This window comes from Streptosporangium heterodermiicola (assembly GCF_051390675.1).
Lineage (GTDB): Bacteria > Actinomycetota > Actinomycetes > Streptosporangiales > Streptosporangiaceae > Streptosporangium.
Window position 1 is genome coordinate 61,316 of the sequence record NZ_JBPJSR010000014.1, and the last position, 21,230, is coordinate 82,545.

The following is a 21,230-nucleotide window of genomic DNA, read 5'->3' on the forward strand; positions in this document are numbered from 1 at the left end:
TGAAGTCCACGAAGCTCGCGAGGTCCGCGGAACCCGCGAAGACCCTTCGGCCCCTTGAAACCGCTGAGGGACCGTCTCTCACGAGAGCCCTCACGCCCCTTGCGGGAGCCTTTCATGACCGCACCTCCAGCGCCGCAGCCCCCGGCCTACCGACTCTGTCGCCCCCAGGAAGATCATGCACTTTCTCGTCGGGTTTGTCGTGGGTCGGATTCGTGTCCAGCCAGCGCAGCAGCTCGTCCGAGATCAGGTCCACCCCGATACGGCCCGCGCGACCGTCCAGATCCCGGAAGACGCATTCGCCGTTACCGAGCGAGCGCAGCACCGCCTTGTGCTCCTCCGACGGTTCGACCCCGAGCAGCGCCATCACGTGCTCCACCTCGACCCGTTCCGTGGAGCGGAACGCGAAGACCGACGACAGGCAGTTGGTGACCTGCTCGCTCAGCAGGTCACCGGCGTTCTGCGAGACCAGGACCAGCGCCGTGTTGCGGGAGCGGCCCATCCGGCTCACCTCGGGCACCAGCTTCGCGCCCTCGGGGGTGGAGGTGATCGCCCACGCCTCGTCCAGGAAGATCGCCTTCGGCGTCCGCCGGTCCAGGCCGTTCATCAGACCCCGCGCGAACTGCGCGACGAGGTAGAGGAGCGCCACCGACAGCCTCTGCTCGTACGAGTAGTCGTCGCGGCCGGTGGAGGCGTCGGGCAGCGTGAGGCCGCCCAGGGTGAAGACCGTGGTCCAGCCCTCGGTGTCGATCTGGTCGCCGCCCGAGGGGTCGAAGCAGAGCCTGGCCAGATGCATGTCCGACATGGAGCGGAGCACCGCGCCCAGGTTCTTGGAGGCGGCGTCCTCGGTGCGTTCCAGGAAGTCGACGACCTTGCCCAGCGACGGGTCCTCGGCGTTGGACACCGCCGCGACCGCCTGGATCATCGCCGACTCGCGTTCCTCCGACATGCGAGGCAGCAGCAGCCGCAGGGTCTCGGTGGCCATCGTCTTCTTCGCCGCGAGGTCGTCGCCGAACGAGAACGGGTCCAGCAGGCCGGGTGCCGCCGAGCCCAGGGGGATGATCCGCGCCTTCCTGCCCCGCTTGCGCAGCAGCTGCACCAGCGAGTCGGCGTCGCCCTTGGGGTCGATGACCGCGACCGTCACCCCGCGCAACGCCATCTGGTAGATCATCAGCAGCGCCAGCGTGGTCTTGCCGCCACCGGGCTCTCCGGTGATGGCGATGGCCGTCGGCCGGTTGCGCGTCGCCGCCACCAGCGGGTCGAAGTGCACGATGCTGCGGGCCCGGCCCAGGGTCTCCCCGACGTACGGGCCCATCCAGCCCGAGGCGCTCTCGTCGACCCGGTCGCCCAGGTCGACGGTGGCGGTGGCCATGCCGCCCGCGATGGTGCGCAGCGGCTGCCGCTGCGCGTAGGCGTTGACCCTGACCCGCTCCCCCGGCAGCGTCTCGCAGAACAGGGAGAACTGGTCGCCGGTGGAGTTGACGATGTCGATGCCCATGTCACGGTAGTGCTCCACGACCGCCTCGACCCGCTGCACGCAGATCTCCTCGGTCGGGGCCGACACGATGAGGCGGTGCCAGCCGTACACGAACGGCAGGCGCTCCTTGGTGATGCCGTGCTCCAGCATCCGGGCCGCGTCGATCTGCTCGGCGAGGGCGAGCGGCGCCTCCGCGCCCGCCTCGCGGATGTGGATGTCCATGTCGCGGGCGTGGGCGAGCTTGCGCGCCACGTCCTTGCTCGCCTTGATCGGCGGGATCAGCCGCATCCTCGAACTGATCTCCACGGGGAAGGGCAGCTGGTCGGCGAAGTGCATCCAGGGTTCGCCGTCGGGGAAGGGCATGAGGTCGGGGAAGCGGGCGAAGGACATGTGCGCCACGTAGGAGTCGCCCTGGGGCTGCTCGATGCGCAGCAGCGCCCTGCCGTTGTGGATCTGCCCCTCGACGAGGGACTCGATCTCCCCCTGCCCCCACCGGCGCTTGGGGCTCGCCGAGGCCGGAGGATCGCCGAGGGAGCCGGTCGTGGCGTGCTGGAAGAGCCAGGCGAGCTCGACGGAGGTGGCGTGCCTGGCGTACAGCGCGCTGGCGGACAGCGCCCTGCCCAGCCGCTCCGCCTGCTCGGACCACTTGGCGATCTCCGCCTTGGGGACGTGGTCGTCCTCGATGCCCAGGGCCTTCTCACTGCGCTGGTAGAAGCCGAAGAGCTGCGAGAGGACCCCGGTGCCCAGTTGCCGCCCGCGCGTGCCGAGCCGTACGCCGAGGTAGACCTCCTTGGTCCAGAAGTCCTTGGCCCAGACGTGGCGGTACATGTCCTCCAGGTAGTCGCGCCAGCCCGGCCCCTCGTCGGAGGTGGAGTTCAAAGCCATCGCCCACTCGGCGGCGGGGTAGGTGCGGTGCGCGACGCGGAGGTGGACCTCGGCGTCGGGCATGCGGATGGCGGCCAGCGCGATCGTGATGTTGGTGGCCAGCGCCTCCCGCTCCTCGGGGGTGATGAACTCGTAGCTCACGGTGGGAAGCCTGAAGTAGGCCCAGACCGACGAGTCGGTCAGCAGGATCCGGTCGTCGAAGTATCGGACGGCCAGGCGGCTGCGCGCCTGGGAGGCACGGCTCACAGCCCCTCCCCCACCGCTCGCGCGGCCCTGCTCCGGTCCTCATGGTCCCCGTGGTCCCCGTGGCTCCTGCGGCCCTCGTGGCCTCCGGACCCCTCGCCGGGCCGGATCCCACGGCGTCCACCCGCCCGGACCTCGCCGATCCTCTCGAAACACCTCGCACCGACCCGGTCCGGCCCGCTCGTACGAACCTCGTACGACCCGTTCACCCGAACGTACGACCCGTTCACCCGCGCCTGCTCGAACCCGCTCGCCCGGACGCCGGCCTGCCCGCTCACCACCTGCACCTCGTCTCGCCCGCTCACCACATCTCCTCGCGCCCGGGGGATCACTGGGCTAGTTCCTCCTCGCTGGGTCGACCCGCCTGAACCGTTCCGAAGCCCGCCACGACGACACCGGCCAGGGCGAGGTACGCCCGGCGGCCCGGTGCCCTCAGGTGGGACGGTTCCACCCGATCGGCCCTGCCGGGGGCGAGAGCGTCCTCCCAGGGGACCCGGACGATCGCCCGGCACCTGCCCCGCGCGACCGCCTCCGCCTGCTCCACGTCGGCCATGCTGCGGCGGCTCACCCCGTTGACGACCATGACCGCCCGGTGGCGCAGGTCGGCGCAGCCGTGCCCGTCGAGCCACTCGTAGGTCATGGCCACCGCGTCCGGACCGTCCTCGCTGGCCGGGACGACGAGGACGAGCTGATCGGCGTAGGGGAGGACCCGCGCGGCCAGGGCCGCCGCCGGGTCCACGACGATCGTCTTGTAGTGCCGGTCGAGCATGTCCATCGTCTGGCCGAGCCGCCGGTCGGAGAAGAGCGTGCGGTCGGACAGGCGCTGCTCGGCACCGGCGTCGCTGTCTCCGGCGAGGACCTCCAGCCCCGAGGCGCAGCGGCTGGTGTACGCGCGCATGCCGAGGTATCCCTGGACGTTGTCGAGCCCGGAGAGCAGGGAGCTCAGGGTCTCGGGCGACTCGCCCTGGACGCGGCTGGACAGGGCGTGGGAGCCGGTGCTGGCGTCGACCGCGAGAATCCGGTCCTCCCGGTAACGGGCGAGGGTGTGGCCGAGCATGAGCGCGGTCGTGGTCTGCCCGGCGCCGCCGGTGCATCCCAGGACCACCACCCGGCGGCTGCCGCTGAACACCGCCCTGGCCCGCGCCTCGTCGATCTCCGAGCCGTCCGTACGGCCACCGCCGCCGGGTCCGATCACCACCTGGGCGAGCCGCCGCCAGCCGCCCGAGGAGTCACGGCCGACCACCGACTCCACCCGGCGGACCCTGGTCTCCGCCTCGCCCTGCGAGGGACCGGTCACCGGCACCGCGGGGGTGACCGGATCCGCCGTGGACGATCCCGACGGGACCGCGCGGATCGACATGCCGCCTGCCTGGACCCCGGGGGCCGAGGGGGCGCCGGGCCCTCCCCGCTCGCCCGCGTTCCTCTCCGGCGGCCACGTCTGCGACGTGCCGGCCGGCCGCCCGATCGGCGCGGGCTGCCCCTTGCGGTGCTGGCGCCGCGCGCTCTCCTCGTCCTGCCTGTCCTGCCTGTCCTGCCTGTCGTGCGGGAACTCGGCCGCCTCCGCGGCACGGCGCCCGATCGGCGCCGGTCCGACGAACCTCGGCACGAAGGACGGAACGGCCGGGGCGGGCGTCTCCACCCGAGGCGGCTCGGGGACCGAGGGCGGCGGCACGGCCGGGGCCTCCGGCCGCTGCCTGGCGGGAGGCTTCGGGGTGGGAGCGGCGGTCTCGGAAGACTCGGAAGACACCGAAGACGCTGCGGGCGCGATCACCGTGGGGGGCGCCACCGGCACGATCGGCACAGACGGCGCGGGAGGCGCGGTCGGCGCAGGGGGCGTGTTCGCCACGGCCGGGGCGGTGGCGGCGCGCTGGGCCTCGGCGGAGGCCGCGAGCCTGCGCAGGCGGCGCAGCGCCTCGGTACCGATGGGAGCGCCCGGAGCCGCGGTCGCGCCGGACGCGGCCGGGGCCTCGTCCCTCGAATCGCTCCCGTGCCCCTCGGCGGCGGATCCGGCCGCCGGAGCACGATCCGCGTCCCCCTCGGACCGACCGGTGGAGCGCTCGGCGGACGTCCGCGAGCCCGTGCCCGCGACCGGCGTACCGGACACGGGCCCGGCGCCCTCAGCGGCCTTCGACTTCTTGGACTCCTTGGCGACGGACGCGGCGGGCTCGGAGGGCTCGGAGGGCTCGGAGGGCTCGGAGGGCTCGGAGGCGGGTTCGAAGGCGGCGAATTCGGAGGAGGTCACCGGCTCGGCGGGATCGGCGGCCGGGGTCACGACGGGCAGGGGCGCGCGCGGCGTGAAAGGCACGGAGGTCGCGGAAGGCACGGAGGTCGCGGGGGGCATCGGGAGAACGGCGGGGACGATGACCGAGGGCGTCTCGACGGCCCTGGGAGCCTCGACGGCCCGGGACGCCTCGACGGCCGAGGTCTGGCCGAGAGCCGGGGCGGTGCCCTGGCGAGGGGCGTGGACCTCGGCCCAGGCGACGCGCTCGCGGGCCACCGGAGCCGTGGCGGCGGCCGCCGCGGCGGCGGCCACGGCGGGACGCACCTCGCGCGAGCGGGCGGCGGCGCGCTTGGACTGGGCGTGCCTGGCCTTGCGCGACGCCTTGACCTTGACGGCCGCGCGCTGCGGCGCGGCCCGCCAGATCCGGCCGTTCAGCGTGACCTCGGCGGGCTCGGAGAGAGGGGCCATCCGGCACCAGGTGCGCGGCTCCCCCACGTAGCGGACCTGCGACTGGAGCAGCTCGGTGAGCCTCTTGCTCTCGATCACCGGCCGGGTGGAGAGCCAGGTGACGACACCGGGCGGCACCAGGTAGAGGACGTGCCAGGGGGCGGCGAAGGGCAGGCCGAGAAGGTAGAGCAGCAGCGACCACGGGGCCAGCACTCCCACGAACCCACCGATCCAGACGATCGGGAGCGGCATCGGCAGCCGTAGGTCGTACAGCTTGTAGAGCCGCTTCTCGATCCTCCAGATATTGGTGTACGTGGGCAGATCCACGTGATCCTCCTCTCCGCCTCTCCTTGTTTGACCGTTCGGAGCCGGTCTCAACCCCCCGAGATGCCCAGTGCGCCCGCGATCGCCTTGGCAGTCACCTCGATGATGTTGGGCACGTAGAAGATCACTCCGATGGCGATCGCCAGGATGATGAACTGGACGAACCTGGTGATCTCACGGGTGAAGAGGAAGAAGAGGGCCACCACCGAGACGATGACCAGGAAAAGCGGTGCGAAGAAGCTGCGGAGGAAGTCAGCGAGGCCCTCGGTGTTGACACCCGCCGGAGGAGCTGTGGGCTGAGCGAGCTCTATCGCGCTCAGCAACATGGTCTTGAGAATCACTTCTTGTCCTCCGTACTCACGATCGTGCCCGCCGGGTGGGGACGGGCCCGCGGCGCGTAGGCGCGGGAACCCGGACCGGCGGCTCATCGATCAGGGGGGGTCTGCTCACCGTGGACCGGCACCATTCGATCATGCGCTACCCCGCCACAGATCGGTATGCGCCGCGAATGTCCTTGACGAACCACTTGTCGCCCTGCTTGACCATGGTGAGCAAGTAGGACTGTTCCAGCTTGCCTCCTGTCTGGCCGGGGTCGGCGGGCTCCGGCTCGGCGGCCGGGGGCGCCTTCGACGGCACCCCCCATGTGACCGTCGCGGTCACCTCGCGGGTGGTCCCCCCGGCGACGGGCACGGCGAGATCCTTGAGCTGCACGAAGGTGAACGCGCCCCCGAAGCCCTGCAGCGTGACCCCGGCGTCGGCGTACTGCTGCAGCGCGGTGGTGTCACCCGCGTACGCCCTGAAGAAGTCCTCCAGCGTGGTGCGCAGCTCCTGCTCGGCGGCGCGGTCGCGCTCGGGCGCGGGCTTGGGCGGCAGGTCGGCCGCCCTCGGCGCGGGCAGGATGCCCGGACGCCCGGCGACGACGAACCTCTCCGAGGCCCGGTCGTGGTAGACGGGCACCGACAGGAGCTGGCGGCGGTTCTCCGACTGGTAGGCGACAGTGACGACGGCGTTGTCGGCGTCGACGACCTCGATCCCGTACGGTTGCACCGCTCCAGCGCTCATCCTGCCGAAACCGTCCCAGCCGAACTGCGCCTCGACGCCCTCGGGCAGGTAGGGGGCGAGTCTCGACTCCCTCTCCGAGAGGCGGGCACCGTCGAAGTTCAGATAGACCTCGGCGAACTGGGCCGCGAAGGCGGAGGCCTGGGCCCTGGGGAATCCGTCGTCGGGGGCGGCCACCGCGCCCGAGGGGGCGTTCTGCTGGGTGAAGCGCTCGAAGGGCGCGCGGACCCCGTTCACCACGATGACGATGATCAGCGCCCAGAGCACGGCACGGCCGGTCCACACCAGCCAGCGGCCGCCTCCACCGGACCAGCGTCCGCGCGACGCGCCCCGCCCGCGCGCCGGAGCGCGATCGAGATCGGGATCGTCGGGGAAGTCCGGGTATGCCGACAGCTCAGGGTCGCCAGCGATCCGGGGATCACGCTGGACCGTCGACCTTCGAGCCATCACGCCTCCGCTCGCGTCAATCCTTGACCGGCACGGGGTCGTATCGCCGCCGATCCCATTGGCCATGGTGACGCACTTACTCTAGCCGCCCAGCCGATTCTTCCAGGAAAGCCACGCCTATGCTGCAGGCATCGTGATGACTGAGCAAACCGGGTCTGGATCGCCGACGAGGCCGCCGATGCCGCCGATGACCCGCGAAAAGCGCATTGCCCCTGGCCAGCGCGCGGGCTGATTACTCAAACGCCACCCATTGCTAACCAGACAGCCCCGGGACTGTCGCGACCTGCACATTTAACCCGAAATACGTCACCCAGGGTCACATACCCTTGAAATGGACTTTCTTCCACCTGGCCAGGATGTCCGGCCCACCTTGACGTGGACGGCGAGCCGGAACCATGGGTGGTCGTCCCGCTACCCCCAGGAGTCCAGCGAGACATCGGGACCACCCGCCAGATACCGGGTCAGCGCGCTGGCTGTCGTGGAGACGAAATTCGCGGGGATGGTGTCGGTCGCGATCCAACTGACCCGATCACGCTTGTCCGGTTCGAGGTTGGACAGCTCACCGGACCATTCGTGCGCGGCGAAGACGACCGTCAGGAAGCCGTTGGGCGCTTCGCCCCCCTTCGCGCCGTGGATGACATGGGCCAGACGCAACGTCCCGGGCTCGACGACCAGTCCGGTCTCTTCCCTGAGTTCCCGTACGGCGGTCTCGGTGATCGGCTCCCCGGGCTCACTCTTTCCGACGGGAAGGTCCCACATGCCCCGGGCGAACTTGGCACGGGGGCCGCGTCGCCGATGCGGAGGCCACCGGCGGGCGCGGCCTCTTCCCGGTGAAAGCAATCGCTCGGCGCTATGGCAGCAGCCCTACACCTCAAGGCAAGAAAACCTGGGCCGAGCTGGGTATTCCATGGCATTCAACGCCCAGCGACAACCTCGGGCAACCTGCGGCTCCCGTACGAATCGGCAAGACCACCTGACCCACCTCATCACCGGGCGTGGAGTCATTATGTGATCTTGGCCGAGCAGGTGCGGGAACAGGCGTCCGGCTGGATCGTGAGCAGCGCGACGGCACGGCGGAATTGACTCCCGTGAGCGGTGGTACGCGACCAGGGGCCGCTCGCGGGGCAAGGCGCGACCGGACGACGCCCCGGGCCTGGCGTCGTCGAACGCCGGTCGCGGCGGTGTCCCCGTTTCGGAGGGAGGCGGGGGCGCCACCGTTCCCAACCGGGTCCGGGAAGGCCTCGATGTTCGTCGCTCGTGGTCGGCGCGCTAGACGTTGAAGCGGAACTCCACCACGTCGCCGTCGCGCATGACGTAGTCCTTGCCCTCGATGCGGGCCTTGCCCGCCTGGCGGGCGGAGGCGATGGAGCCGGTCTCCATGAGCTCGTCGAAGGAGACGATCTCGGCCTTGATGAAGCCGCGCTGGAAGTCGGTGTGGATGACCCCGGCCGCCTCGGGGGCGGTGGCGCCCTTGCGGATCGTCCAGGCCCTGGTCTCCTTGGGACCGGCGGTCAGGTAGGTCTGCAGCCCCAGGGTCTCGAAGCCCACCCTGGCCAGCTGGGTCAGACCCGACTCCTCCTGGCCGACGGACTGCAGGAGCTCCAGCGCCTCGGCGTCGTCGAGCTCGACGAGCTCGGACTCGATCTTCGCGTCGAGGAAGACGGCCTCGGCCGGTGCGACGAGCGCCGAGAGCTTGGCCCGGAGGTCGGCGTCCACCAGCTCGTCGGCGTCGAGGTTGAACACGTACAGGAAAGGCTTCGCCGTCAGCAGGTGCAGCTCGCGCAGGTCCTTCGGGTCGATGCCCGCGCCCTTGGCCCCGGCGTACAGGGTGGTGCCGCCGTCGAGGAGCTTGAACGCCGCCTCCGCCGCGTCGAGCGCGGCCTTGCGGTCCTTGTTGGTCCTGGACTCCTTCTGCAGGCGGGGAATCGCCTTCTCCAGCGTCTGCAGGTCGGCGAGGATCAGCTCGGTGTTGATCGTCTCGATGTCGCGCCCGGGGGCGACGCCGCCGTCCACGTGGGTCACGTCGGGGTCGTTGAAGACCCGGATGACCTGGCAGATCGCGTCGGTGTCACGGATGTTGGCGAGGAACTGGTTGCCTCGCCCCTGTCCCTCCGAGGCGCCGCGGACCAGACCGGCGATGTCGACGAACTCGACCTTCGCCGGCAGGATCTTGGCGGACCCGAAGATCTCGGCCAGCTTCTCAAGACGCGGGTCGGGAACGCCGACGATGCCCACGTTGGGCTCGATGGTGGCGAACGGGTAGTTCGCCGCCAGGGCGTTGGCGGTCTTCGTCAGCGCGTTGAAAAGCGTTGACTTGCCGACGTTGGGCAATCCGACGATGCCGATGCTCAGGCTCACGTGAGCCGAGTTTACGCGGAATGACCCACTGCTACCCGCCACGGTCAGGTCACAGGTACGAGTCACCGGCCCGAACGGAGCCGGTTCCGGTCCGGGAGCGTGCCCGTTCCGGGAGCGGGCCGGCTCCAGGGGCGCCGGTTCTGAGGGCGTGACCGCTTCGAGGAGCGTCGTTTCCGGGAGCGTGACCGCTTCGAGGAGCCGCGGCTCCGGGAGCGTGTCGGCGCGCCAGGAGTGGCCGGGCCTGGAATCATGCCGGGGTGGATGTCATGGCGCTCTCCTTCCAGCTCGCGGTGGGCCTCGCCGCGGGACTCGCGATCGGGTTCCTGCTGGGCCGGGCTCGCGCCTCCTCGGGAGCCGCCGACGTCACCGCGCGCCTGGCCGACGCCGAGGCCCGCGCGAAGATCGCCGAGGAGAAGGTCGTCTACATCGAGGGACAGCTCTCCGAACGGTTCCAGGCCCTGTCCAGCCGGGCCCTCGACGTCAACAACCTGCGGTTCCTGGAGCTGGCGGAGACGAGGCTCGCCGCCAACCGGGCCGAGGCGGCCGGTGAGCTGGAGCAGCGCAAGCAGGCCGTCGAGCACCTGATCGAGCCGCTGAAGGACACCCTGGCCCGCGTCGAGACGCAGTTGCGCGACACCCAGACGGGCCAGCGGGCCGCCCACGCCGAGCTGGCCAAGCACATCGACGTCGTCCGCGAGAGCAACGAGCAGCTCCGCGCCCAGACGAGCTCGCTGGTACGGGCCCTGCAACGGCCCGAGGCCAGGGGGCGGTGGGGGGAGCTCCAGCTCCGCAGGGTCGCCGAGATCGCCGGGATGCAGCGGTTCTGCGACTTCGACGAGCAGGTGAGCGTCACCACGCCGGACGGTGTCCTGCGTCCCGACATGATCGTGCGGCTGGCCGGTGGCAAGAACATCGTGGTCGACTCCAAGGTCTCGCTCTCCGCCTACCTGGAGGCCGCCGAGTCGGCCGATCCCGACCACCAGTCGGTCCGGCTCGACGCCCACGCCCGGCACGTGCGCGACCACGTCGACCGGCTCGCCTCGAAGCCCTACTGGCAGGCGTTCAGCCCGGCGCCTGAGTTCATGGTGCTGTTCATCCCCGGCGAGGCGTTCCTCGCCCCGGCTCTGGAACGCGACCCCGCCCTGCTGGAGTACGCCATGCGGCGCCGGGTCCACATCGCCACCCCCACCACGCTGATCACCATGCTCCGCACCGCGCAGTACGCCTGGCAGCAGGCCGCGCTCGGCGAGAACGCGCGGGCGATCTTCGAGGTGGGCAAGGAGCTTTACGAGCGGCTGAGCAGCATGGGGCGCAACGTCGACGCCCTGGGACGCTCGCTGAGCCGGGCCGTGGAGTCGTACAACAGGACGGTCGGCTCGCTGGAGACCCGGGTGCTGGTGAGCGCCCGCAAGCTGAACGATCTGGGGCTGGTCGAGACCGACCTGGACACCCCGCAGGCGGTCGAGGACCTGCCCCGCGCCCTGACCTCGCCGGAACTACTCGGGCAAGAGGAGCCAAGCTCACCTCTCGTATCCCGCGTCAACGGTAGGTTGGCCAACGACCTGCCCTAGAAACTGTTCCCTGAAGGCTCCGGCGGCCGGACACTGGAAGCGGCGCGGTCGACGACGCGGGGGTCCGCGAGGGCAAGGGTCAAGGGGGCGAGTGGTGGACGAGCGAGGCGGCGTGCAGCCGGCCGGCGGGGTGATCGCATGAGTGAGCTTGACCGGGCCGCGGGCATCCGGCTGACCGTCCGGGGCGCGCTGGCCTTCGTACTGGCGTCCACGCTGGTGGGCAGCGTGCTGCAGGCGCTGCTGGGGGTGGCGGCGCTGACCGGGGCGGCGTTCGTGGCCGGTTGCGTGGCCGCCGCGTCGCTCGTGAACCGCCGGGACCTGCTGTCGCTGGTGGTGTCCCCGCCCCTGGTCTTCTTCGTGACCACCACGTTCATCGAGGTGGTCCGCTCCCTGTTCGCGGCCACCCCCGTCCAGGCCTTCGGCCTGGGCATGTACACGGCGCTGTCGCAGGGAGCCCCGTGGCTGTTCGGCGGATCGTTCCTGGTGCTGGTCATCGCCTGGCGCCGCGGCCTCACCCGCTGCGTCCGCGAGCTGCGCGAGGAGCTCAGGGCGACCAAGGCCTCGGTCCCCCGCCCGAGGAGCGGAGGCGACGGCGGCGGCACCGCCTTCGCGCCCGAGCCCGAGGGATACTTCGAGCCCAAGGTGTACGGCACCCCGCGCGAGGGCCAGTAGCGGCCGGGCCCCACCTGTGAAGGGGTCCTCCTCAGGGCCCCTGAAGTTTCTCAAGGGGGATCTGATGAGGTCCTCCGGGTGAGGGTCTCCTGAGGGAGGCGCCCGATGACGGGGTCCCTCAGGAGCGGAGACCTTCTGGCGGAGGCCTGGTCTCGGGCGGCGTGGCCGGGCTCAGACCGTGGCGCGCAGGTCCTTGCGCAGCTCGTGCGGGAGCGCGAAGCGCACGCTCTCGTGGACGGACTCGATCTCCTCGACGTCCTCGAAACCGTTGCGCGCCAGGCGGGCGAGGACCTCGGCGACGAGCTCCTCGGGCACCGAGGCGCCACTCGTCACGCCGACCGTGGTGACGCCGTCGAACCAGGCGTCGTCGATGAGCGAGGCGTCGTCGACCAGGTAGGAGGCGTCGGCCCCGTGGTCGAGGGCGACCTCGACCAGCCGCTTGGAGTTGGAGGAGTTCTCCGAGCCGACGACGATGACCAGCTGGGCCTGGGCGGCGATCTCTTTAACCGCGACCTGACGGTTCTGGGTGGCGTAGCAGATGTCGTCGCTCGGGGGGTCGATCAGGTTGGGGAAGCGCTCCTTGAGCCGGGTGACCGTCTCGGTCGTCTCGTCCACCGACAGCGTGGTCTGCGACAGCCAGACCAGCCGCTCGGGATCCTTGACCCGCACGGTGTCGACCGAGTGCAGGCCGTCGACGAGCTGGACGTGGTCGGGCGCCTCGCCCGCGGTGCCCTCGACCTCCTCGTGACCCTCGTGGCCGATGAGGAGGATGTCGTAGTCCTGGGAGGCGAAGCGCTTGGCCTCGTTGTGCACCTTGGTCACCAGGGGGCAGGTGGCGTCGATCGTCCTGAGACTGCGCAGGGCGGCCTCCTGGTGGACCGCCGGGGACACCCCGTGGGCGGAGAAGACGACGATGGCGCCCTCGGGCACCTCCTCGGTCTCCTCGACGAAGATCGCCCCGCGCTGCTCCAGCGTCTTGACCACGTGGGTGTTGTGGACGATCTGCTTACGGACGTAGATCGGGGCGCCGTACTGCTCCAGCGCCTTCTCCACGGCCTGGACCGCGCGATCGACCCCGGCGCAGTAACCACGGGGCTTCGCCACTAGTACGCGTCGGGTCGCGGGGGTGTCTGAAGTCATGCTCTTATGCTACGTGGACACGTCCGCGAGACAGCCCATACGTCCCACGAGCTCATGCGGCACAAGTCTTGCCACACTAGCCTTCTCGATACAGACCTCCCAGGGAGACGATATGTCAGTCCCCGACATGATCCGCAATGTCACACAAAAGGCAAAAGATCTGCCGCTGCACATGTTGCAGAGCGCGCTGAGCGGGGTCGGCCAGGCCCTGCTCCTCGGCGACCGCGTCCGGACCAGGTTCAGGGGCGGCTCCGGCCAGGGCGAGGCCGACGCGCCCTTCGGGACGGCCGGCGACACGCCCGCGGAGACCGGCGAGAAGGCCACGGACCAGGCGGGGCAGCCCACCCGCCGCGAGCCCGTCATCTTCGCGCCGCGCCCGGAGAAGGCCACGAGCAGGCCCGCCGCCGAGAGCAACGGGACCAAGACCACTCCCGACCCGGTCATCTTCAGCCCCACCAAGCCCGACACCGCGACGCCCTCCACTCCCGAGGTGAAGGCTCCCGAGGCCAAGGCCGAGGCGGTCGACGCCCCGGCGACCGCCGGAAGCACCGAGGCACCCGCCGCCGCTCCGGAGTCCGAGACCGCCACGGCGAAGCCCGCCGAGGTCGCCGAGGTCAAGGCCGAGACCGTCGCCACGGAGGCTCCCACCACCGCGAAGGCTCCCGCCGACGCGGACACCGACACGGACGCGGAGGCCGTGAAGGCTCCCGGAGCAGCGAAGAAGGAAGCCCCGAAGGCGAAAACCCCGGAGACCCCGGAGACCCCGGCCACCGCCGAAGCCGCCGAAGCCGCCGAAGCCAAGGTCGCGGAGGCCCCGGCCGCCGAACCCACCGAGCCCGCGAAGCCCGAGACCGCCGAGGGCGCCACCCCGAAGGCCACGGCAGCCACCGAGACCCCGGAGGCCGCTGAGGCTCCGGAGGCCACCGCCCCCGAGGCACCCGCCGAGACCAAGGCCCCCGCCAGGAAGCCCAGGACCACCCGCGCCAAGGCTCCCGCCGCGAAGCCCGAGGTCACCGAGGCTCAGGCCGCCGAGCCCCAGGCCGCCGAGGCGAGCCTGGTCGCCGAGGTCCCCGCCAAGAAGCCCAAGGCCACCCGCGCCAAGGCCAAGGCCCCGGTCACCGAGACCGCCACGCCCGAGACCGTGACCTCCGAGACCGTGGCCTCCGAGACCGCGGGTTCCAAGGCCGCGAAGTCCAAGGCAGCGAAGCCCGAGCCCACCGCGTCCGAGACTCCCGCGTCCGAGCCCGCCAAGCCCGCTCCGAAGGCCAGGGCGACCAGGACCCGTAAGACCACCAAGGCCGCCCCCGCGGAGACCGTGACCGGGAGCGCGAACGAGAGCACGGCCGACAGCGCGGAGAGCGGCGCCCTGACGAGCGCCGCGGCGAACGGCACGGCGAACGCCCCCGTGGAGGCCGTACTCGAAACCCCCTCGGCGGTGAAGGTCGAGGTGACGAAGGTCGAGACCGCGAAGCCCGAGACCTCGGACGCCGCGGTGGTCGAGGTGACGGAGACCAGGGCCGCGGCACCCGAGGCGGCCGGGCTCTCCGGGGTGACGACCGCCACGTCGGCCGCGTCCTCCCCGGAGACGGCCGCCGCGCTCGCCGAGCCGCTGCCCGGTTACGCGGACCTGACGGTCGCGTCCCTGCGGGCGCGGATGCGGGGCAGGACGGCCGGGCAGATCCTGGAGCTGATCACCTACGAGCGGTCCACCGCCAACCGCGAGGCCGTCGTGCGGATGTACGAGAACCGCCTTGCCAAGCTGGAGATCGCGGAATAGTCACGCCCGGCGCGTAGGCTCCCGGCCATGAGCTCGAAGACCACCCCTGAGCAGCCCCTCCCGGTCCGCACGGTGTTGCAGATGGTCGGCGGCTGGATCGGCAAGCTCGGCACCGTCTGGGTCGAGGGGCAGATCACCGAGCTGACCGCCCGTGGCGGCACGGTGTTCCTCACCTTGCGCGACCCGGTGGCCAACGTGTCGGCGCGGGTCACCTGCCCGCGTGGCGTGTACGAGGCGACCCTCCCCAGGCCTGTCGACGGCGCCAGGATCGTGGCCCATCTGAAGCCCGACTTCTGGGTCAACAAGGGCTCCTTCGCGTTCACCGCGCTGGAGCTGCGGCCGGTCGGGGTCGGCGAGCTGCTGGCGCGGCTGGAACGGCTGCGCCAGTTGCTCGCGTCCGAGGGATTGTTCGGTGTCGACAGGAAGCGGCGGCTGCCGTTCCTGCCGGGCACGGTCGGGCTGATCTGCGGCCGCGACTCGGCCGCCGAGCGCGACGTGCTGGAGAACTCGCGGCGCCGCTGGCCCGCCGTGCGGTTCAAGGTCGAGCCGGTGGCCGTGCAGGGGCCGTACGCGGTCGGCGAGGTCACCGAGGCGTTGCGCAGGTTCGACGCGGACGGCGAGGTCGACGTCATCGTGGTCGCGCGGGGCGGCGGGTCGATGGAGGACCTGCTGCCCTTCTCCGACGAGGCCCTCGTGCGGGCGGTCGCGGCGTGCCGTACGCCCGTGGTCAGCGCGATCGGCCACGAGCAGGACAACCCGCTGCTCGACCTCGTCGCCGACGTGCGCGCGTCCACGCCGACGGACGCGGCGAAGAAGGTGGTGCCGGACGTCGGCGAGCAGATGACGCTGATCCGCCAGCTCCGCGACCGGGGCCGCAGGGTGGCGGGCGGCTGGCTCGACCGCGAGACGGCCTGGCTGGCGGCGGCCCGCTCCCGTCCCTCCCTCGCCGACCCGGTGCGCGAGGTCGAACGCAGGGCCGAGCAGGCCGAGCAGCTCAGGGACCGGGCGAGACGATCCCTCACCGCCTCCCTGGACCGCGCCCAGGATTCGCTGGAGCACCTGCGCGCCCGCCTGGTCTCGCTGTCTCCGGCCGCCACGCTGGAGCGCGGTTACGCGATCGTGCAGCGTCCCTCGGGCGATGTCGTACGCCTCGCGAGCGAGGTCTCCCTCGGCGACGAGCTGACGGTGCGATTCCCCGACGACCGGGTGACGGTCAGGAGCGAGCCCGCCACGTGAGCGAGGGGTAGCCGTCGTCGACGAAGCCGAGCTGCCGGTAGAGGGGCTCGGCGTCGGAGGTCGCGTGCAGGTCGACCCTGCGGACCCCGCTGTCGCGGTACCAGTCCAGGAGGGCGCCCATGATGGCCCGGCCGTGCCCCAGGCGCCGGTGGCGGGGGTCGGTGGCCATGCCCTGGACGTAGCCGTAGCGGCCGTCGGGAAGGCTGGGCCCGGGGAAGCGGTCGAAGATGAGGCCGATCCCGCAGGCCGCCAGCCCCCGTCCGGGGGCGTCCACCACGTAGACGGCCGTGTCGGGGCTGCCCAGCCGCTCTTCGAGGCTCTCCGCGTAGGCCCCCTGCCACTCCTCCTCGACCGGATAGTTGCCGTCCTGGGCCATCCGGTCTGCCAGGACCTCACGGAGGCGCACCAGCTCGGGGATGTCCCCCGGGGTCGCGTCGCGAACGCTCATCCGAGCATCCTCCCAGCCGTACGCCGCGGTGGAGCCGCCGGGGAGGCACCGGGGAGGCACCGTGGATCACCTCTGGCCGGGACGCGGACGGCACGGCGAGGCGCCGGGTGGATGTCACGGGCCGAAGATCCCCGGGACACGACCTAAGGTGGGGTGCGTGGCCGATGAGAAGACACCGTCGTACGAGCAGGCGCGCGAGGAGCTGACCGAGGTGGTCCGCAGTCTTGAGGCGGGCGGGCTCACCCTGGAACAGTCGATCGAGCTCTGGGAGCGTGGCGAGAGGCTGGCCGCGGTCTGCGAGGAGTGGCTCCAGGGGGCCAGGGTGAAGCTCGCGGCGGCCATGGCGCAGCGGCGGCAGCCCGACCCCGCCGGGGACGCCCCCTTCTGACCTTCCCGGACGGCCCAAGCTTTCACGCACCCCATGAGCCCCCCCAGGTGGGCGGACCGCCGAATCCGAGCGCTCCCGCACCTCATGAGCCTTCCGGGTGGACGGACCGCCGGACGGCTGTGGAGCACGGGAGCCGGTGACCCCACCCGGAGCCCGCCGCGGATCTCAGGAGGTGATCTTCGGCTGTTGCTTGAGGGACCCGGCCAGGGCCGACAGTTCGTCCCACGGGGCGGTGCCGGTGACGACGATCGTGACGTCCGGCAGGATCCGTACGAGGGAACGCTGGTTCTTGTCCTCGCGGAGGCGCTGCTCCCAGGTCACGCCGTCGATCTGGACGGTGCCGGTGACCGTGGAGGTGTTGGAGAGCCGGTTGGCGAACCCGGCCGCGGGCTTCTCGTTGCTCTGGGCGAGCATCGCGTGGAAGCGCTTGGCCGTGGCGAAACCGAGCCGCCAGGTCGTGACGCCGTTGGTGCTCGTGTTCCGGGAGCTGTTCGGGACCCACCCGGCGGCGACGGGCTCGGGGGCCCACACCTGGAAGGGCGCCGTACGGCGCAGGTCGGCCAGGGCGATCGAGTAGTCGACCCTGGGGATGTGCTCGGTCCTGCTCTGCGGTGTGACCAGCAGGAACAGGCCGACGGCGCCCAGACAGACCGCCATCGCGAACACGTAGCCGTAGAAGCCCTGAGTGAACTTTCGCACGACTGTCGACACTATCCGTTCGGGAGGGCGGTCCAGACTCAGGGGCGGCGGATCCGGGTGGTCCTCAGGGGCGGCGGATCTGGGCGATGATGGTGAGCACGTCCTCGGCCAGGGCCCGGGAGGCGTCCTCGTCGTCCGACAGGGCGACCTCGGAGACCGCGGCGGCGAGCGCGCCGGTGAGGACCACGACCAGTGCCCCCTCGTCGCCCTCGAACAGGGCCGCGTTGCGGTTGGCCCACTGCCGGAGCCGGTCGCGCATGATCAGCTCGAACCCCGGCGGCCCGTCCCCGCGCAGGAACAGCGCGGAGATCTCCCGTTCGGCCAGGCAGCCCTCCAGGTAGGCGCGGGCCCCGGCGATGAACAGCCGCATCGGGTCGCTCTCGCCCTCCGCCCTGGAGTCCTGGACCGCCTGCTTGGTCCGCTGGGTCTGCCGGGTCTGGAACTCCTCGAAGAGGGTGAGGTAGAGGTCGGCCTTGCCGGAGAAGTGGTGGTAAAGACTTCCGACACTCGCTCCCGCGCGGGCGACCACGTCGGTGACCCCGGCCTCGGCGAAACCGCTCGTGACGAAGATCTCCCTCGCGGCGGACAGGAGCGCGACGCGCGTGGCGGCACCCCGCTCGGAGGTCCGCGCACCCACGCCTTTCACCAGTCGTTCCGTGTCGCTGCTCATGGTGGGCACATTATCCTCCGCCGACCGGTCAGAGGGGTGCCAACTACGATCGTTGTATTGACCACGAGAGGGGTTTCCCACCATGTCCGATGAGACGTCCGTTCCCGACGCCCTCGCCGCGGGAGAGCACGCACCCGATCGCAACCTCGCTCTGGAACTGGTCCGGGTCACGGAGGCGGCCGCGATGGCCGGTGCCCGCTGGGTCGGGCGAGGTGACAAGAACGGCGCCGACGGCGCCGCGGTCAACGCCATGCGCCAGCTGATCAACACGGTGTCCATGAGCGGCGTGGTGGTGATCGGCGAGGGCGAGAAGGACAACGCGCCGATGCTCTACAACGGCGAGCACGTGGGCGACGGCAGCGGCGCGGCGTGCGACGTGGCCGTGGACCCGATCGACGGCACCCGGCTCACCGCGCTCGGCATGCCCAACGGCATCTCGGTGATCGCGGTCAGCGAGCGCGGCTCGATGTACGACCCGTCGGCGGTCTTCTACATGGACAAGCTGGTCACCGGCCCCGAGGCCGCCTCGTCGGTCGACATCAACGCCCCGGTGGCCGACAACATCGCCGCCGTGGCCCGCGCCAAGGGCGGCGAGCCCTCGGACGTGACCGTGGTCGTCCTCGACCGCCCCCGCCACGAGAAGATCATCCGGGAGATCCGGGAGACCGGCGCCCGGATCAGGCTGATCACCGACGGCGACGTGGCCGGTGCGATCATGGCGGCCAGGGTGGGTACGGGCGTCGACCTGATGCTCGGCGTCGGCGGCACCCCGGAGGGCATCATCGCCGCCTGCGCGCTCAAGTGCCTGGGCGGCGTCATCCAGGGCAGGCTCTGGCCGCAGGACGACGCCGAGCGCCGCCGGGCGCTGGACGCGGGTCTCGACCTCGACGCCACGCTGAGCACCGACGACCTGGTCAGGTCCGACGACGTGTTCTTCGCGGCCACCGGGATCACCGACGGCGAGCTGATGCAGGGCGTCCGCTATCGCGCGGGCAGTGCCATCACCAGCTCCCTGGTCATGCGTGGCCGTTCCGGGACGATACGGAAGATCGAGAGCGAGCACCAGCTCTGGAAGCTGCGGGCCTACAGCGCGATCAACTTCGACAGCGCCAGCTGAGAGCCGGGTGCCGGCCGCTGACCCGGAGACGGCGTCAGCGGCGGAACCAGGGGCGGCGGGGGCGCTTGGGGGACTTGGCCACGATGCTCCCGAGCGTGACGACGCCGGTGATCTCGATGACCGGCCCGTCGGGCGAGGCAGGCGGGACCTGGTTCTTCTTCCCGCCCATGAAAGCCGAGGCGGGCATCTCGATCCGCACGCCCTCGGGGACGATCAGGGTGAGGGTGCCGCCCATCACGGTGACGTGCAGGGTCACGTGGCTGGACTGGAGCAGCGCGTCACGCAGGTCGAGCTTGACGTTGGCGCAGATCGCGGTGGCCGTGAACCGGGTCGGCACGACCCAGCGGCCCGAGCGCTCCTCGGAGCCGAAGAACGCCGCCACCGGGCGGACGTCGGTGCGGAGCGGCTGCGCCTCGGGCGGCAGCAGGTCGGCGGTGAGCGCGGAGAGCTCTCCCAGCGTGCGGGCGCGGTAGAGGGCGTCGACGCGCTCGTCGTGCTCCTCGTGGTCGAGGCGCCCGTCGGCGAGCGCGTCGCCCAGCACGGCGGCCACCCTCTCGCGGTCGTTGTCCCCGGCCCTCAGGTCGGCGGGACGCGGCTCGGGGGCGTAGCGGCGGACGGCGGGCGAACGGGGACTCTCCACCCTTCGACCATAATCCCTGCCGGGGCTCCGGCAGCGGCGCGAGGGCACCGGCACGTGCCGGAAGTTCGGATCTCCCGTAGCGGCGCGAGAGCATCGGCACACCCGATCCGGCCCGTCCCACCTCCCGTCGTGCCGGTGGAACCGGCAGGTGACAGGTCATTGACCCCCGGGTGACCCGCCCATACCCTGACGAGAACTTGAATCCCCCTCACGTTCCCCCGGAGGTCGTCATGCCGACCCCACGTGACCGGCAGGCGCGCGTGGCGACCTGGGCGGCCTTCTTCGTCCAGGGCCTCTGCTTCGCCACCCTGATCACCCATGTGATCGACCTCCAGCACAGGTTCGGGCTCAGCGACGGCGACCTCACGCTGGTCCTGCTGCTCGTACCGGTGATCGCCGGGGTCGGCAGCGCGGTCGCGGGTCTCCTGGCGAGCCGGTACGGCAGCGCCCCGGTCCTGCGGATCTCCCAGGTCGGCGTCTGCACCGCCGTGGTCCTGTCGGGGTGGAACGACCAGCTCGTCGGCCTGTACGCGCTCAGCGCCGTGTTCGGCCTGTTCGTCGGCGCGGTGGACGCGGCGATGAACATGCAGGCGGTCGCGGTCGAGCGCCGGTACGGCATGAGCGTGCTGACCGGCTTCCACGCCGTGTGGAGCGTTGGCTCGATGCTGGGGGCCGGGTTCAACTCCCTCTTCAGCGAGCTCGGCGTGGAGCTGCGCTGGTCCTTCTCCGTCCCGGTGCTGATCGGCGCGGCGATCTCGGTGATCATGCTTCCCCGCCTCTACGGGCGGGAGGAGGAGAGGTCCGCCGAACGGACCGCGCGCGTGGCGGCCCAGGTGCCGTGGCGGCCGATCGTCCCGCTCTGCCTGGCGATGGCGTTCCTGTACGTCGGCGACGCGGCGGTCTCCAACTACAGCACCGTCTACATGGAGAAGGCGCTGGCGGCGAGCGGCTGGCTGGTGCCGTTCGCCTACTTCGTCTACCAGGCGACCATGCTCCTGGCCCGGGTCCCCGGTGACCTCGCCGTCCGCGGGTACGGCCCGGCCCCGGTGGTCCGGGCGGGCGCGGTGATCGCGGCCGTGGGCACGCTGGGGGTCGTCGTCGCGCCCGGTGTCGCGGTGGCCGTCGTGTCGTTCGGCCTGATCGGCGTCGGCCTGTCCGTCATCGCCCCGCAGTCGTTCTCGGCCGCGGGCCGGCTGGGCGCCGGGGCGGAGACCGCGATCGCGCGGGTCAACATGTTCAACTACGTCGGCTTCCTCGTCGGCGCCGCCGTGGTCGGGACGCTCAACGACACGGTGGACATCCGGGTGGCGTTCGTGCCCGCCGTCGTCCTGGTGGCCCTGATCGTGTTCCTCGCCAGGGGCTTCCAGCCGGACCCGGAACCGGAACCGGCCGCGAAGCCGTAGCCGCAGCCTCA

The 21,230-nt window shown here is 71.4% G+C and carries 19 protein-coding genes; 7 read left to right on the forward strand and 12 right to left on the reverse strand.

Annotated elements, in window-relative coordinates; translation table 11 throughout:
• Positions 1 to 112: 112 nt before the first annotated feature.
• The 7 genes from ACSC1Q_RS27785 to ychF all read right to left on the reverse strand — a co-directional run bounded on the left by ACSC1Q_RS27785 (position 113) and on the right by ychF (position 9,458).
• The gene (locus tag ACSC1Q_RS27785; protein WP_436761629.1) at positions 113 to 2,605 is read right to left on the reverse strand and encodes an ATP-binding protein; all 2,493 of its coding nucleotides are present in this window, start codon (positions 2,603 to 2,605) and stop codon (positions 113 to 115) included.
• Positions 2,602 to 2,907: a hypothetical protein gene (locus tag ACSC1Q_RS27790; protein ID WP_436761630.1), complete on the reverse strand. Its 306-nt coding sequence runs from the start codon at positions 2,905 to 2,907 to the stop codon at positions 2,602 to 2,604. Before ACSC1Q_RS27790 ends, ACSC1Q_RS27785 begins: the two co-directional genes overlap by 4 nt.
• A 23-nt stretch (positions 2,908 to 2,930) precedes the next feature.
• Complete coding sequence (locus ACSC1Q_RS27795; RefSeq protein WP_436761631.1) at positions 2,931 to 5,597, reverse strand: TcpE family conjugal transfer membrane protein; 2,667 nt, start codon at positions 5,595 to 5,597, stop codon at positions 2,931 to 2,933.
• A 47-nt stretch (positions 5,598 to 5,644) separates the two neighbouring features.
• Positions 5,645 to 5,920, reverse strand: a complete 276-nt coding sequence (locus ACSC1Q_RS27800) for a hypothetical protein (protein ID WP_329093688.1) — start codon at positions 5,918 to 5,920, stop codon at positions 5,645 to 5,647.
• Positions 5,921 to 6,071: 151 nt separating this feature from the next.
• A complete protein-coding gene (locus ACSC1Q_RS27805; protein WP_436761632.1) occupies positions 6,072 to 7,100 on the reverse strand; it encodes a conjugal transfer protein in 1,029 nt (342 codons plus the stop codon).
• Between the two features lie 411 nt (positions 7,101 to 7,511).
• Positions 7,512 to 7,940, reverse strand: coding sequence for an NUDIX domain-containing protein (locus ACSC1Q_RS27810; RefSeq protein ID WP_436761633.1), 429 nt, complete (start codon positions 7,938 to 7,940; stop codon positions 7,512 to 7,514).
• 429 nt (positions 7,941 to 8,369) lie between these two features.
• A complete protein-coding gene (ychF, locus tag ACSC1Q_RS27815) occupies positions 8,370 to 9,458 on the reverse strand; it encodes a redox-regulated ATPase YchF (protein WP_436761634.1) in 1,089 nt (362 codons plus the stop codon).
• Between the two features lie 266 nt (positions 9,459 to 9,724).
• Between ychF and ACSC1Q_RS27820 the strand changes: the two genes are divergently transcribed.
• Entirely contained in the window at positions 9,725 to 11,029 is a 1,305-nt protein-coding gene (locus ACSC1Q_RS27820) for a DNA recombination protein RmuC (RefSeq protein WP_436761790.1), read from the forward strand.
• A gap of 138 nt (positions 11,030 to 11,167) precedes the next feature.
• Positions 11,168 to 11,701 carry a DUF6542 domain-containing protein gene (locus ACSC1Q_RS27825; RefSeq protein ID WP_436761635.1) on the forward strand — a complete coding sequence of 178 codons (534 nt, stop codon included), beginning with the start codon at positions 11,168 to 11,170 and terminating at the stop codon, positions 11,699 to 11,701.
• Between the two features lie 171 nt (positions 11,702 to 11,872).
• Here ACSC1Q_RS27825 and ACSC1Q_RS27830 read toward each other — a convergent pair whose 3' ends face one another.
• Positions 11,873 to 12,841 carry a 4-hydroxy-3-methylbut-2-enyl diphosphate reductase gene (locus tag ACSC1Q_RS27830; protein WP_436761636.1) on the reverse strand — a complete coding sequence of 323 codons (969 nt, stop codon included), beginning with the start codon at positions 12,839 to 12,841 and terminating at the stop codon, positions 11,873 to 11,875.
• A 112-nt stretch (positions 12,842 to 12,953) separates the two neighbouring features.
• Between ACSC1Q_RS27830 and ACSC1Q_RS27835 the strand changes: the two genes are divergently transcribed.
• Positions 12,954 to 14,618 carry a hypothetical protein gene (locus tag ACSC1Q_RS27835; protein ID WP_436761637.1) on the forward strand — a complete coding sequence of 555 codons (1,665 nt, stop codon included), beginning with the start codon at positions 12,954 to 12,956 and terminating at the stop codon, positions 14,616 to 14,618.
• A gap of 27 nt (positions 14,619 to 14,645) precedes the next feature.
• A complete protein-coding gene (gene xseA / locus ACSC1Q_RS27840; protein ID WP_436761638.1) occupies positions 14,646 to 15,854 on the forward strand; it encodes an exodeoxyribonuclease VII large subunit in 1,209 nt (402 codons plus the stop codon).
• Here the strand turns inward: xseA and ACSC1Q_RS27845 are convergent.
• The gene (locus tag ACSC1Q_RS27845) at positions 15,832 to 16,302 is read right to left on the reverse strand and encodes a GNAT family N-acetyltransferase (protein WP_436761639.1); all 471 of its coding nucleotides are present in this window, start codon (positions 16,300 to 16,302) and stop codon (positions 15,832 to 15,834) included. The two genes, xseA and ACSC1Q_RS27845, sit on opposite strands and share 23 nt — an antisense overlap.
• 157 nt (positions 16,303 to 16,459) lie before the next feature.
• On the opposite strand from ACSC1Q_RS27845, the gene ACSC1Q_RS27850 reads away from it, so the two are divergent.
• On the forward strand, positions 16,460 to 16,690 hold the full coding sequence (locus tag ACSC1Q_RS27850; protein ID WP_350971911.1) for an exodeoxyribonuclease VII small subunit: 231 nt from the start codon (positions 16,460 to 16,462) through the stop codon (positions 16,688 to 16,690).
• A gap of 165 nt (positions 16,691 to 16,855) precedes the next feature.
• On the opposite strand, the gene ACSC1Q_RS27855 is transcribed toward ACSC1Q_RS27850, so the two are convergent.
• Both ACSC1Q_RS27855 and ACSC1Q_RS27860 read right to left on the reverse strand, forming a co-directional pair.
• Positions 16,856 to 17,389: a DUF4245 domain-containing protein gene (locus ACSC1Q_RS27855; RefSeq protein ID WP_436761640.1), complete on the reverse strand. Its 534-nt coding sequence runs from the start codon at positions 17,387 to 17,389 to the stop codon at positions 16,856 to 16,858.
• Between the two features lie 64 nt (positions 17,390 to 17,453).
• Entirely contained in the window at positions 17,454 to 18,059 is a 606-nt protein-coding gene (locus ACSC1Q_RS27860) for a TetR/AcrR family transcriptional regulator (protein ID WP_436761641.1), read from the reverse strand.
• A gap of 82 nt (positions 18,060 to 18,141) precedes the next feature.
• Here ACSC1Q_RS27860 and glpX point away from each other — a divergent pair, with 82 nt between their 5' ends.
• On the forward strand, positions 18,142 to 19,176 hold the full coding sequence (gene glpX / locus ACSC1Q_RS27865; protein ID WP_436761642.1) for a class II fructose-bisphosphatase: 1,035 nt from the start codon (positions 18,142 to 18,144) through the stop codon (positions 19,174 to 19,176).
• Between the two features lie 34 nt (positions 19,177 to 19,210).
• Here the strand turns inward: glpX and ACSC1Q_RS27870 are convergent, their stop codons facing one another.
• Positions 19,211 to 19,816, reverse strand: a complete 606-nt coding sequence (locus ACSC1Q_RS27870) for a DUF1707 SHOCT-like domain-containing protein (protein WP_436761643.1) — start codon at positions 19,814 to 19,816, stop codon at positions 19,211 to 19,213.
• A 230-nt stretch (positions 19,817 to 20,046) separates the two neighbouring features.
• Here ACSC1Q_RS27870 and ACSC1Q_RS27875 point away from each other — a divergent pair, with 230 nt between their 5' ends.
• Positions 20,047 to 21,219, forward strand: coding sequence for an MFS transporter (locus ACSC1Q_RS27875; RefSeq protein ID WP_436761644.1), 1,173 nt, complete (start codon positions 20,047 to 20,049; stop codon positions 21,217 to 21,219).
• Positions 21,220 to 21,230 lie beyond the last annotated feature (11 nt).